Here is a 12,793-nt window from a genome sequence, read left to right as displayed (position 1 = left end):
TGACATGCCTGTTATTGCCTTTACCGGTGGGTCCGCCGGTGGACAACGCGTTTATGAGCTACTTCAAAGTCTTCATTATTGGTTTTTTAAGCATACTGCTGCTGTCTTTCGGACAGAGTCTGGCCAAGGCCACGCTGGGCGGGGAACTCCCTTCCGGCCAGGATTGGCGCACGGCGCGGCGCGATTCCACCGGCATGGCGCCGGACCCGGCACAGCTGCGCGACACAGCCATCGTACAAATCTATGCCGCGCATACCTATGGTTGGCGCGGGCTGGTGGCGGTCCATCCCTGGATAATTTTCAAGCCGGCGGGCGCAACCCAATACAGCCGCTACGAGGTCATCGGCTGGGGTGGCATTGACGCGGTGCGCCATAATTACACCATTCCCGACGGCTACTGGTTCGGCGCGCGGCCGACGCTGCTGGTGGATCATCGCGGCGCCCGGGCCGAGGCCATGATCCCGCGTATTGAAGCCGCTATCGGCAGCTACCCCTATGGAAAAACCTACCGCAGCTGGCCCGGCCCCAACAGCAACACCTTCCTGGCCCATATCGGCAGGGAAGTGCCGGAACTCAAGCTGGACCTGCCGGCCAATGCCATCGGCAAGGATTACCGCCCGCTAACCCATCCCATCGGCCTGCCGCCTTCCGGCAAGGGGCTACAGGTATCGCTGCTGGGGGTACTGGGCTTTACGCTTGGGGTGGAAGAGGGCGTCGAGGTCAATATTCTGGGAATCAACCTGGGGGTGGATATAAAGTCCCCGGCGCTCAGGTTGCCTTTTATCGGTCGGCTGGGTTATGCCAAAGTCGCCGGGGATGACAATTAGACGCCGGGTATTTTGCGCCTCAGCGCGCCAAAGCGGCAACCTGCGACGGGGCGACGGTCCCGGAAGGCGGCGCGTTGTCGGGTAAGGTCACCATGATATGAATATCAATCCGATCGCTGACCATCGGGATATAGCGCGTCATGGCAAAGGCCGACCGGTTGATGGCGGTGTCGGCATAAAAGGTCGAATGGCGCGCGCCGGATACCGGGACGTTGAGCGTCACCAATTTTGCCGTGAGGATAATCGGACGACTCAAGGTCCTGATATGCAAGGTGCCGAATACTTTATACCGGTCTTCGCCATCAGCGACGACGCGGTTACTGACAAACGTCGCGTAGGGGTAGCGCGCCTGATCGAAAAAAACCGGGCCTTTAAGCTCATTGGAGAGTAACCCGTTATGAGCATCAATGTTGCTCACCGGGATGTTGACCACAATCCGATCGTGCATATCTTGCCGGGGATCAAGATCCAACCGCCCGGTTATGCCGGAAACATCCGCATGGGAATCGCCCACGCCAAATACTTTCCATGACAACACCACGGAAGTGGGAACGCTGTTGATGTCATAGTGCAATGGGGCCGCATTGGCGCCGCCGCAGAGCAGGAAAAAAAACAGGAGCGACAAGGTACGCGACATAGGGAATTCCTCAAAAAGGGTCAACTAAAGCGTTAACACTTCAGGCGGTGTTTTTATTCATTTACCTATGGGAAGCCGCATTTCGCGCCATGGCGTCGTATCACCGCCGCGGTGGGGACATCGGCATTATTTTTATGGTCAAATTATAATCAAATGCAACGATTTTTTACCTTTTATCAAGCTCGCGCCGGCTTTTTAGCTGCATAGTAACCGGCAAAGATTCAACCTTTTCATCATTAATCGAATCATTAATTAACTAAGTGCGTTTAAGCATGACCTGAGGATACGGAAAACACGATGAAAGTATTAACGTTGGGCGAAATGATGCTGCGATTAAAGCCGGTGGGCAATAATCGCATTATGCAATCAGATGTGCTGGAAGCCACTTACGGCGGCGCCGAGGCAAATGTTGCCGTATCGCTCGCCCTGCTGGGCAATGAGGTGGCTTACCTGACCAAGCTGCCGGCAAATCTGCTGGGGGAAACCGCGCTGTCGACCCTCCGTAAATACGGGGTGGATACCAGTAAAGTGCTGCGCGGCGGTAATCGCTTGGGAATATATTTCCTAGAAAAAGGCGCAAGCGTAAGGTCGACAAATGTGGTCTACGATCGGGCCGGCAGTGCGTTCGCTGAGGTAAAACAAGCGGAATTCGACTGGGACGAGGTATTCAGCGATATTGATTATTTTTATTTCTCCGGCATCACCCCGGCCATTTCAAGCGAATTAGCCCAGATTGTCACCGCCGCCTGTGTATATTGCCAGGCGCATGCCATCCCCGTTATCTGCGATATGAATTACCGTGGCAAGATGTGGTCGCCGGAAAAGGCCCAGCAGGTGATGTCGACCCTGATGCCTTATGTCCAGATTTGCATCGCCAATGACGAAGATTTTGCCGCGACGCTCGGCATTAACGCATTTGACGGCGATATGTCGCGCGGTATTGAGCAAAAAGACGCGTTTAAACAGGGCATGCTGGCGGTTACGCAAAAATACCCCGGCTGTAAAGTGGTGGCCAGCGTTTTGCGGAATATCTACTCAGTGGAAGACAGCCAATGGATGGGCTTGCTGCTCAAAGACGGCGAGTTCTACGAATCCACCGCCTATAAGATGCACGTGATGGAAGGCGTCGCCGCCGGCGATGCGTTTGGCGCCGGCCTGACGCACAGCCTGCTGCATGATTTTGCCGCTCAGGAATGGATTGATTTCGCCATCGCCGCCAGCGTATTAAAGCTGACCGTCAGCGGCGATTTAAACCTGGTGCAGGAAGCGGAAATTCGTTCGGTGATGAAAAAAGGCGGCGGGGCAAGCCTCAATCGCTGATAAGCCGCGATGGGTAACCCGACCGCCGGTCGCGGTTTACGCCTCTTTCCGCGCGTGTCGGCGCGTACAGACAAGGCGCCGCGCGGACTCCCCGGCTGGCGGCCGGGAAGAGGGCGAAACCTCAGTAGGCCGCGACTTTATCCAGTACCCGTACCAACTGGGTGACAAAACCATATTCGTTATCGTACCAGGAGACGGTTTTAACCAGTTGCACATCGCCCGCTTCGCTGATTTCCGTTTGCGTCGCGTCAAATACCGAGCCAAAGTGCGTACCGACAATATCGGAAGAGACGATTTCTTCGTCGGTATAACCGAAAGACTCATTCCCCTCGGTCGCTTTTTTCATCGCCTCATTAATTTGCTCGACGGTAACTTTTTTCTCCAGAACCGAGACCAGTTCAGTAACCGAACCGGTCAGCGTCGGCACGCGCTGGGCATGGCCTTTCAGCTTGCCCTTCAGTTCCGGGATAACCAGGCCGATCGCTTTAGCCGCCCCGGTGGTATGCGGGATGATATTCGCCGCCGCCGCGCGCGAGGCGCGCAGGTCTTTGCCGCGCGGTCCGTCAACCAATGACTGGGTGCCGGTGTAGGCGTGGATGGTGGTCATGGTGCCCACCTTGATGCCAAAACTGTCAGACAGGACTTTTGCCATCGGCGCCAGGCAGTTGGTGGTGCAGGACGCGACGGAAAGAATCTGGTCTTCCGCCGTGATGGTGTCGCAGTTGACATTAAAAACGATGGTTTTCATATCCCCGGCGGGTGCGGAAATCAGCACTTTTTTCGCCCCGGCGTCCAGATGGGCCTGCGCTTTTTCGCCTGAGGCGTAAAACCCGGTGGATTCCACCACGATTTCCACGCCCAGCGTGCCCCATGGGATATTTTTGGCGTCCTTTTCGGCATAAACGATGATTTTTTTATCGTTAACGATAATCGCATCATCGGTGTAATCCACCGTGCCGGCAAAATTACGATAGCTGGAATCATGCTTTAACAAATAGGCCAACACCTTAGGCGAGGTGAGATCGTTGATGGCGACTATCTCAACATCGCTTTGGGTTTCAAGAATGCGGCGTAACACCAGACGTCCAATGCGGCCGAAGCCATTGATACCAATCTTTTTCATAATATCATCCTCGTTAATTAAGAATATCAATCATATAGAAATGCATTTTGTGGACCAGCACTTGCGCACCGCCGTAAGAATCGCAGGTTATGATGATCAATATAACGCAGATCCCTTAAACCTTATAGAGGTCATAATTGCTTCATCGCGATGGGTTAATCCGCACGATTCAGCTTTACGGCATTGCCTACGTCTTCGTTTTAAAGCCCGGATTTTTTTCAGGCCAGGGCAGGGTAATCGGTATAGCCCGTGCCGCCTTCGCCATATATTGTCTCTTGGTTCAGGGGATTAAGCGCGGCGTTTTGTCTAAAGCGCCGCACTAAATCGGGATTGGCGATATAAAGGCCGCCAAACGCCGCCGCATCGGCCTCGCCCTTGCTTATCAAGGTTTCGGCGGAGTCTTTGGTTAAGCCCTCATTGGCTATCCAGGCGCCGGAGAAGCTGCTCCTGAGCTGGGGTCCGAAACGATCCGGGAATTCCAGCGCTTCGCGGGCAAAGATAAATGCCAGCCGCCGTTTATTCAATTCCCCGACCACATAACCGAACATGGCCTTTGGATTGGTGTCATGCATTGAGTAGGAACTGGACATTAAGTTGAGATGCACGCCAAACCGGTTCGCCGGCCAGACGGATAATAAGTCATCCACCGTTTCCAATAAAAAGCGCGCCCGGTTGGCGATGGTGCCGCCATATTGGTCGGTGCGTTTATTCGAACCGTCATGCAGGAACTGATCAAACAGATAACCGTTTGCCGCATGGATTTCTATGCCGTCAAAGCCTGCGCGCCGGGCATTCTCGGCTCCCCTGCGGAAATCCGCCACAATACCGGCTATTTCTTCGGTTTCCAGCGCGCGCGGCACCTCGTAGGATTTTAGCGGACGCAGCACGGAAACATGTCCTTCGGGCGCAATGGCGCTTGGCGCCACCGGCAATTCACCGTTCAAATACACCGGATCGGAGATCCGCCCCACATGCCATAGCTGAATGACGATCTTGCCCCCGGCCTGATGTACCGCGTCGGTCACCTCGCGCCAGGCGGCTACCTGTTTTTCCGACCAAATTCCCGGCGTATTGGGATAACCCACGCCCTGCGGCGATACCGACGTGGCCTCGGTAAAGATAAGGCCGGCGCTGGCGCGCTGGACATAATACTCTTTGGTGACAGCGCCTGGGCTGCGCTCGTCGACGGCGCGCATCCGGGTAAGAGGGGCCATGACGATTCGATTACTCAGTTCAAGGGCGCCGATGTTAATGGGGTCATACAACGTTGGCATCGTGATTCCTTAAAGGTGATGGAAGGTTTTTACCCGTTTTATTCTAGACCTGTTTTATTGCCGACGGGTTACTGCTTGTGCGGTGCCCGCATTGCTTGGCCATAGCCGTCCGCGTTTTTGCGCGTCCGTTCCAGGATATCCGCATACACTCCGGGGTAAGCAATCCGTGCCTTATTATCACCCGGTCAGCAATATAATTGGGGCAGGGGTTTAATAGGCGTTTTTAATACGGATATTAATAGAGAATATAGACCGAAGGATAAAATATATAGTAATGAACTCATGGCGGAATATTTAATATCATGTGATACAATTAAGCCGTAGAGTTCACATCTGGTTACCCTATTTTTCATTTAATTATGCATTACTGCGCCTGATAGCAGAATTATCTTAGTTCAAGGATTTGTGCATTCATCTCAATATCGAAATCTGTTATATTGCCGCCCAAGATCACAAAAGCATTAGAGGATGATACCGCGCAATGATTAATCGTTTCACCCTGGCCGCGCTTGCGGTTGCTTTTGCGCTGACAGGATGCGCAGAACACTCAATTGACGAACCCGCGGCGGCGAAGCCGCTTGATTTTTCCACCGGCGCGACGCTTGTCACCGTGACGCATGCCCCCGCGCCCACCGCTGACGGCGGGCCGATTTTTGTTACCGTTGACGGTAACGAGGCCGGCGCGCTGGCCACCGGCGAAAGCGTGGTGCTGCATATGCCCGCGGGCAAGCATCAGGTCGGGGGCTATGCCCGTTCGCTGATTGGCCATGTCACCGTTCCACCGGTGCAGATAACCACCAAGACCACCAGCGCGAAGCATGTCGCTTATACCGTGATAAAAAGTAAACCGACATTTACGGAACTGAAAGACGACCCGCTCCCACAGGCCGCGCAGACCACCGTGACAGCGCCGGCGCCTGCAGCCGCGCCGGAATCCACGCCTGCCGCCGCGACGCCCGCGGCATCGTCGGCCACCGTAACGCCTGAAGCCACGCCTGCCGCCGCGACGCCCGCGGCATCGTCTGCCACCGTAACACCGGAAGCCACGCCCGCCGCCGCAACGCCCGCGGCATCATCGGCCACCGCGACGCCGGAAGCCACGCCCGCCGCCGCAACGCCCGCGGCATCATCGGCCGCCGCGACCCCTGCGACGCCACAGCAGTAAAATATTCCCGGCATAGGCTATCGCTCCAATCCATATCCATGGAGCGATGGTCAGTCATGTAAGAAGGCGAGGGCGCCTGGCCCAGCGTATGCTCACCAGGGAACGATTCGGCCAAGATAGTCAAGATAATGTAGTCCCGCGCGCCCTGCATAAGCCTCGATGGTGTCCAGTAACGCGGGAATACTTTCTTCTATGCTTAAACGTGCGTCCGGTCCCCCCATATCCGTACGCACCCAGCCCGGCGCCATCAGCAAAAGCGCCCTGGGATCATCGGCATGACGCGCCGCAAAGCTACGCATAAACATATTCAGCGCGGCTTTGCTGCCTCGATAAACTTCGTAGTTACCGTTAGTGTTATTCGTCAGGCTACCCTGGCCGGAGGACATAACCCCAATCGTACCCGTCGGCGGCACCCGATCCTTGAACGTTTCGATAACTCTCATGGGACTGAGTGCGTTTGTCACCATCACGCGGATAAACTCATCAGTCGATACGTCCGCTATCGTTTCACCATCGCTGTTTTTAACCCCGGCGTTGACAAAAAGCAGGTCAATGCGGCGGCGAGCGAGGCGTGCATGTAACGCCGTGAGCTGGTCAGGCACCGTGATATCGACGGTCTCGATTTCCAGTAAGCCGGGAAACCTCGTCAAAAGGGATCCCAGCCTGTCCCTGGAGGCGTCGCGCCCGGTGGCGATCACCTTGCAGCCGCGGTTCAGGTACTCTTCCACCATCGCCAGGCCCAGGCCACGGGATGCGCCGATAAGAAGGACGGTTTTTTGCAAAGAATGTGCTGGCATTATTCATTTCCTCTCTGTGGATGCCGTGTGAGGATAATCGCGAAATTCAGATCATCTTCACCCGGTAGATGGGTTGAATATACCCTCCTAGCGATAAGGCGGAAGGCGCAGCAATTGCACTTATAACCTGCATCGGACGCCTTTCCACGACGTTCAAGCCAGGATACAATGCGGCATGACCGAACCCGACCTCAATCTCCTTATCGCGCTCGATGCGTTGCTTGCCGAGGCAAGCGTGGCCGGCGCCGCGCGCCGTCTCGGCTTAAGCGCCTCGGCCATGAGCCGCACGCTAAGCCGTCTTCGCGCCGTAACCGGCGACCCGTTGCTGGTGCGGGCAGGGCGCAACATGGTATTGACGCCCTATGCCGGGGACATGCGCGCGCGGGCGCAGCAGGCTGTTACTGAAGCCCGTGCCGTGCTTCGTCCCTCGTCGGTGGAGCTGAATTTATCAACGCTTGCGCGCACGTTCACCCTGCGTGTCAACGATGGTTTTGTCGAAGCGTTCGGCGCTTTGCTTATCGCCGCGGCGGCGCAGATGGCGCCACGCGTCCGCCTGCGTTTCGCGCCCAAGCCGGAGAAAAGCTCACTGCATTTGCGCGAGGGCCTGGTTGATCTGGAGATCGGCGTCCTGGAGGAGATGGGGCCGGAAATACGTTTACAAATGCTCTTCAGGGACCGGTTTGTCGGCGTGGTTAAAAAAGGTCATCCGCTGGCGCTGGACCGGGAAGTTACCGCCAGGCCTTATGCCGCTTGCGGGCATGTGGTCGCATCCCGCCGCGGACGGCTAACCGGCCCGGTGGATGAAGCGCTGGCCGAAGTTGGATTAAAACGCACTATCGCCGCCGCGGTGCCAAGCTTTCATACCGCGCTGGCGGTGGCCCAGGCATCGGATCTGGTAGCGCTGGTGCCGGCATCATTCCTTATAAATCAACCTGTTATTGATGGGAATAGGGCGATTGCCACGCTTTATGCGTTTGAACTGCCTGTTAAAACCCCGGGAATTACCGTATCGCAGATGTGGCATCCACGCTCGGAGGTTGACCCTGCCCATCGCTGGCTGCGGCAATTAGTGCTGAATGTTTGCCGACGGCAGGACTGTACTGCCTTATTTCAATGTTATCTGTATGTATGAAGTTATCTGTTTTAGCTGTACTTTACTTTATAAAGATGACGCCGTTAATGTGAAAGGAACCGGGATGTCGGTAAAAGATACGCTGTTGGCACTGTTGGTGGTGGTCATCTGGGGCATTAATTTTGTCATTATCAAAGTCGGCCTGCATGGCATGCCGCCTTTTTTACTGGGCGGTTTGCGGTTCCTGCTGGTTGCCGTGCCGGCGATTTTTTTTATCCCCGCGCCCAAGATCCCCCTTAAATGGCTGGCGCTTTATGCGACAACCATCAGTTTCCTGCAGTTTGCCTTCCTGTTCTGCGCCATTAACATCGGCATGCCCACCGGCATTGCCTCACTGATCCTTCAGTCGCAGGTCTTCTTCACCATCATCCTGGGCACGCTTTTCCTGGCGGAAAAAATCAAAGTCATGCAAATCCTCGGTACGCTTATCGCGGCGGGGGGTATGGCGGTTTTGGTGGAGGGGGGTATGGGCAATACCTTGTCCGGCATTCCTCCGCTCGGCATGTTGCTGACGCTGACCGCCGGCCTGTGCTGGGCATTTGGCAATATCACCAATAAAATCATCGTCACCGCATCGCCCAAAACGCCGATACTGTCGCTGGTTGTCTGGAGCGCCCTGATTCCCGTTTGCCCTTTTTTACTCTGTTCCTGGATTTTCGAAGGCCGGACGGCCATCGTCGACAGTATTGTCGGCATCAAGGCGCCCACGATCCTTGCCTTGATTTATCTGGCTTTTATTTCAACCATTATCGGCTACGGGTTGTGGGGCGCGCTGCTTTCCCGCTATGAAACCTGGCGCGTCACGCCTTTTGCGCTGCTGGTACCGGTAGTAGGGTTAACCAGCGCCGCCCTGATATTGGGTGAGTTGCTTAATGTCCTGCAGATTATCGGCGTTATCGTTATTATGACCGGGCTGCTGATTAATGTGTTCGGCTCCCGCGTGATGAGCCGGATGGCGCATCATATTTAATGGCTGCCTTACCATCATTTATAAAGCTCCTCGCGCAATTCGTCAAAATCGGTCTTGCTGACAGCTTGCCAAAACTCGCCAGGCGCACGAATGAACCGTGCACGTTCAGGTTAAACAACTCCAGTATTCTCAGCCGTCTTGCGCCCGCGACGATGTTTTCACCTGTTGCCAGTTAAGCCTCGGCAATTTTTTTTCCAGTCCGTTACCACATCCTGATATTAATCAGTATGTTGCTTTATCGACCACTCTCTCTGACCTTAAGGGGGACGCGCGCTAATCTGCGAGTCAGCGCACGTTTGGGAATTTTCTCAATAACAAAGTGAAATAATGGAATTGTATCAGGCTGCGTAAACATCAAAGATAACATTGTGATCGATTATTCCCTTTGCCGCCGCTGAAAATGGAAATTGGTTTGCCTGGAAGGCCAAGCAGACGCGCTGGTAAGCAAGGGAGTCTGATCAATAAAATAATTCAAATCACGGGTTTCATTTTGCAGATTTGGTTGATAAATGATTTCTATAAGAGGCAGGGAAATGTCGATACAGCTTAACTACGATAAAATACGTGTCTATAAGAAAAAGCCCATCACGATGTTTCGCTCATTAGGTTATGCAATGAACGATCTTAATGGTTCCGCATGGGGAACCCTTGTCGGATCATATTTGATGTTGTTCCTGACGACTTTTGCCGGACTTAATGCCGGATTGGTCGGAACGATGTTATTTGTTTTGAAAATTCTTGATATGATTGTATGTGGCATTATTGGTGGTGTTTCTGATAATCTATTCCGAACTGCACTGGGGCGCCGGCTTGGCCGCCGCCATACCTTGTTCCTTATTGGCTCAATACTGACTATTGTCTGTTTCCCACTCTTGTTCACGGTCCAAATCGGCTCATACATATGGTATTTTGTGGTTTTGTTTCTGCTCGACACCGCCCAGTCTTTCAACAACATCGCATATGAAACCCTTGCAACGGAAATGACCGACAAGGCGAACGAGAGGGTTAAGCTAAGTTCGGTTCGTATGTTCGTTTCGGCTTTCGGCACCTTCGCGGTAACAGGACTTCCGGCAATCCTGCTTTCAGTACTGGGTAAAGATAACGCCGAGGCTTATACCATCTCGGGTATTGTTTTTGGCATCGTCCTATGCGGTGGAACCCTGATCACCTATTTCACAACGTGGGAATTTTCCCCAACCTATGTTGAGGCGTTCGAGCAAGGCACAAAAACTACTGAGAAGAAAAATATTTCGTATGCGTTTAGGGAATACGTTCATGTCATGAGGACGAAAGCCTGTCGCAGAGTCTGCACAATTTATTTTGTTTCATATTTTGCCAAGGACTGCTTTAATACTGCATTCTTTTTCTATGTCGCATTTGTGCTTGGACTGTCACAGGCGATGGCGCAAACAGCGTCTTCACTTTCAATTATCGGATTGATAGTTGTTCCAGTGGCCACTTTTTATATGTATAAATATGGTCCGAAGTGGCTTTGGACCGTCGCGTTCTCCTTCATGATTGCCGTATTGATTTATTATCTTGGCCTTTATGTCTTGAACGTCCAGCTATCCGACTCTGCGGCATTTATAACAATTATCGTCCTCACCGCTTTGTTTCAAGTTGGCCGTCAGACCATGGAGTATGCGGTTTGGAATGTGATACCTCTGGTGCCAGATGTTGATTCCCTGGTTTCAACCAAACTTCGTGCCGGTACGTTTGCCGCATGCCAGACATTTACGCGCAAGTTAACCGGTGCCATGGGGTCGGCTATTCTCGGGTGGGTATTGGTTTTGGGCGGTTTTGACAAGTCTCTGGCCGTACAAGCCGACAGCGCGAAACTTGCTATCATGATAGCCTTTGTTGCCATCCCGCTCATTTGCCTGATTTATTCGATGTATCTTATCCGCACATTTAACCTAAATCCTCACACGCATAAGGTCATCAAAGATGAAATGAATCGCTTACAAAATGGCGGCGCGAAGGCGGATGTCAATCCAGCAACCCAAAAGGTCGTTGAAGACCTGACGGGTTACCGTTACGCTGAAATTTGGGACGCTAATAAATAATGACTATATTTAATGCAACAGATTATGGCAGCATTCAGGAAGCGATTGATTCTGCCACGAGGGCAACTTCTCCAGGTTCATCCGCAGAACTGATATTTCCCGCCGGCGTTTACGAGACGGGTCCCATTACACTTTATAGTGACCTGATTCTCACTCTTGAAAAAAACGCCATCATCAAGTTCATCGCGGATCCTAATCTCTATCCTCCCATTTGGACGCGTTGGGAAGGGGTTGAATGTTATGCAATGCATCCGCTGCTTTATGCGAGAGAGGCCAGAAATATCACAATTCGTGGCGGAGGAACAATAGATGGCTCTGGCCAATGGTGGTGGGATACTTTCCGTCAAATCGAAGCCGATGATCGAGTGGCCCCTAGTGAACCCTATGAATTGATGCTCGCCAAACTTAACCCCGGCTATAAATCCCGTCCCGGCGGCGGCGCGAGGCCACAGACCCAGTTTTTGCGTCCTCCTCTTGTCCAGTTCTGGCAGTGCAGCAATATCAAGTTGCGGGATTTTACGCTACAAAATTCTCCGTTCTGGACTCTTCATACGGTTTACTCAAAAAATATAACCATTTCTGGAATAAAGATTCTAAACCCGGCCGATGCCATTAATACCGATGCAATTGACCTTGATTCATCAAAGGATGTCAGCATCGAAAATTGTCTCTTCGATGTTGGCGACGATGCCATCACGCTCAAGTCTGGTTCAGGCGAAGACGGGCTGCGAATCAATATCCCGACGCAAAATGTTTCGGTCAGGAACTGCAGGATCCTGGCAAGTCATGGCGGAATTGCCATCGGATCAGAAACGGCTGGAGGGATAGACAATGTGTCGGTCAGCGACTGTGTCTTCGAAGGAACTCAAAGGGCAATTCGTTTAAAGTCCAGGCGTGGGAGAGGCGGTACGATCAAGAATATCTCGTTGGATAATCTGACCATGGACGGATGCTGGTGTCCGATTGTAATCGGGCAATATTTCGCTCCCGGCGTTCTCCCGGAAGAACGCGAGGCCACATTATCTGAAGATCCGCAACCGATCACGCCCATGACGCCTTATATTAAAAATATTTACATTTCGAATGTCACCGCGACGAATATCCGCTCAACGGCTGCTTTCATTGTTGGGCTACCAGAAGCGCCAATTGAAAATGTGGTTATCAAGGATTTCAAATATGCATTTGCCAGTGAGGAGCAGCTTCTTGAAACCTGGAATACTGAACCTACCGAAGGACATTTCCACGATAATGATCGGGGGATTAAGGTTGTGAATACGACGAATGTTGAATTTCTTTAAACTTCCACGTAGGGTCGACATGCGCAACGCAAGCGAGTAGTGCGTCACGGCACGCTTGCGTTGTTGGGACACGTTGATGTCGCCTTAATTCTGAACGAAAGCCTATCCTTGCCAAAGACGGGCGGAGCACCAGATCCTAACGGTCATCAAGGGCATCGACACGGGCAGAACAGTTGAGGATTTC

The 12,793-nt window shown here is 53.1% G+C and carries 11 protein-coding genes; 7 read left to right on the top strand and 4 right to left on the bottom strand.

Annotated elements, in window-relative coordinates:
* Positions 1-53 precede the first annotated feature (53 nt).
* The gene (locus VGC33_RS19005) at positions 54-827 is read left to right on the top strand and encodes a DUF3750 domain-containing protein (RefSeq protein WP_331122354.1); all 774 of its coding nucleotides are present in this window, start codon (positions 54-56) and stop codon (positions 825-827) included.
* A gap of 19 nt (positions 828-846) precedes the next feature.
* Here the strand turns inward: VGC33_RS19005 and VGC33_RS19000 are convergent, their stop codons facing one another.
* Positions 847-1,464, bottom strand: a complete 618-nt coding sequence (locus VGC33_RS19000; protein WP_331122343.1) for a YceI family protein — start codon at positions 1,462-1,464, stop codon at positions 847-849.
* Positions 1,465-1,761: 297 nt separating this feature from the next.
* Between VGC33_RS19000 and VGC33_RS18995 the strand changes: the two genes are divergently transcribed.
* On the top strand, positions 1,762-2,784 hold the full coding sequence (locus VGC33_RS18995; protein WP_331122342.1) for a PfkB family carbohydrate kinase: 1,023 nt from the start codon (positions 1,762-1,764) through the stop codon (positions 2,782-2,784).
* 121 nt (positions 2,785-2,905) lie between these two features.
* On the opposite strand, the gene gap is transcribed toward VGC33_RS18995, so the two are convergent.
* Positions 2,906-3,907: a type I glyceraldehyde-3-phosphate dehydrogenase gene (gap, locus tag VGC33_RS18990; RefSeq protein WP_331122341.1), complete on the bottom strand. Its 1,002-nt coding sequence runs from the start codon at positions 3,905-3,907 to the stop codon at positions 2,906-2,908.
* A gap of 218 nt (positions 3,908-4,125) precedes the next feature.
* Positions 4,126-5,181 (bottom strand): alkene reductase, encoded by a 1,056-nt coding sequence (locus tag VGC33_RS18985; RefSeq protein WP_331122340.1) that lies wholly within the window; start codon positions 5,179-5,181, stop codon positions 4,126-4,128.
* Between the two features lie 481 nt (positions 5,182-5,662).
* Between VGC33_RS18985 and VGC33_RS18980 the strand changes: the two genes are divergently transcribed.
* Entirely contained in the window at positions 5,663-6,346 is a 684-nt protein-coding gene (locus tag VGC33_RS18980; protein WP_331122339.1) for a hypothetical protein, read from the top strand.
* Positions 6,347-6,438: 92 nt separating this feature from the next.
* On the opposite strand, the gene VGC33_RS18975 is transcribed toward VGC33_RS18980, so the two are convergent.
* A complete protein-coding gene (locus VGC33_RS18975) occupies positions 6,439-7,143 on the bottom strand; it encodes an SDR family NAD(P)-dependent oxidoreductase (RefSeq protein ID WP_331122338.1) in 705 nt (234 codons plus the stop codon).
* Positions 7,144-7,318: 175 nt separating this feature from the next.
* On the opposite strand from VGC33_RS18975, the gene VGC33_RS18970 reads away from it, so the two are divergent.
* The 4 genes from VGC33_RS18970 to VGC33_RS18955 all read left to right on the top strand — a co-directional run bounded on the left by VGC33_RS18970 (position 7,319) and on the right by VGC33_RS18955 (position 12,609).
* Entirely contained in the window at positions 7,319-8,275 is a 957-nt protein-coding gene (locus VGC33_RS18970) for a LysR family transcriptional regulator (protein ID WP_331122337.1), read from the top strand.
* Positions 8,276-8,339: 64 nt separating this feature from the next.
* The gene (locus tag VGC33_RS18965; RefSeq protein WP_331122336.1) at positions 8,340-9,245 is read left to right on the top strand and encodes an EamA family transporter; all 906 of its coding nucleotides are present in this window, start codon (positions 8,340-8,342) and stop codon (positions 9,243-9,245) included.
* Positions 9,246-9,778: 533 nt separating this feature from the next.
* Positions 9,779-11,311: an MFS transporter gene (locus VGC33_RS18960; RefSeq protein WP_331122335.1), complete on the top strand. Its 1,533-nt coding sequence runs from the start codon at positions 9,779-9,781 to the stop codon at positions 11,309-11,311.
* Positions 11,311-12,609 carry a glycoside hydrolase family 28 protein gene (locus VGC33_RS18955; protein WP_331122334.1) on the top strand — a complete coding sequence of 433 codons (1,299 nt, stop codon included), beginning with the start codon at positions 11,311-11,313 and terminating at the stop codon, positions 12,607-12,609. The genes VGC33_RS18960 and VGC33_RS18955 overlap by 1 nt, the downstream gene beginning before the upstream one ends.
* Positions 12,610-12,793 lie beyond the last annotated feature (184 nt).

This window comes from Acerihabitans sp. (assembly GCF_036398755.1).
Taxonomy (GTDB): domain Bacteria; phylum Pseudomonadota; class Gammaproteobacteria; order Enterobacterales; family Enterobacteriaceae; genus Acerihabitans.
Note: the sequence above shows the minus strand (reverse complement) of the source record. Positions and strands in the feature narration are given on the sequence as shown.

What these genes read in the sequence shown, in the direction of transcription:
- VGC33_RS18995 (WP_331122342.1), top strand. Translation starts at nt 1,762, where the DNA reads ATGAAAGTATTAACGTTGGGCGAAATGATGCTGCGATTAAAGCCGGTG.
- VGC33_RS19000 (WP_331122343.1), bottom strand. Translation starts at nt 1,464, where the DNA reads ATGTCGCGTACCTTGTCGCTCCTGTTTTTTTTCCTGCTCTGCGGCGGC.
- VGC33_RS18970 (WP_331122337.1), top strand. Translation starts at nt 7,319, where the DNA reads ATGACCGAACCCGACCTCAATCTCCTTATCGCGCTCGATGCGTTGCTT.
- VGC33_RS18985 (WP_331122340.1), bottom strand. Translation starts at nt 5,181, where the DNA reads ATGCCAACGTTGTATGACCCCATTAACATCGGCGCCCTTGAACTGAGT.
- VGC33_RS18955 (WP_331122334.1), top strand. Translation starts at nt 11,311, where the DNA reads ATGACTATATTTAATGCAACAGATTATGGCAGCATTCAGGAAGCGATT.
- gap (WP_331122341.1), bottom strand. Translation starts at nt 3,907, where the DNA reads ATGAAAAAGATTGGTATCAATGGCTTCGGCCGCATTGGACGTCTGGTG.
- VGC33_RS18960 (WP_331122335.1), top strand. Translation starts at nt 9,779, where the DNA reads ATGTCGATACAGCTTAACTACGATAAAATACGTGTCTATAAGAAAAAG.
- VGC33_RS18980 (WP_331122339.1), top strand. Translation starts at nt 5,663, where the DNA reads ATGATTAATCGTTTCACCCTGGCCGCGCTTGCGGTTGCTTTTGCGCTG.
- VGC33_RS18975 (WP_331122338.1), bottom strand. Translation starts at nt 7,143, where the DNA reads ATGCCAGCACATTCTTTGCAAAAAACCGTCCTTCTTATCGGCGCATCC.
- VGC33_RS18965 (WP_331122336.1), top strand. Translation starts at nt 8,340, where the DNA reads ATGTCGGTAAAAGATACGCTGTTGGCACTGTTGGTGGTGGTCATCTGG.
- VGC33_RS19005 (WP_331122354.1), top strand. Translation starts at nt 54, where the DNA reads ATGAGCTACTTCAAAGTCTTCATTATTGGTTTTTTAAGCATACTGCTG.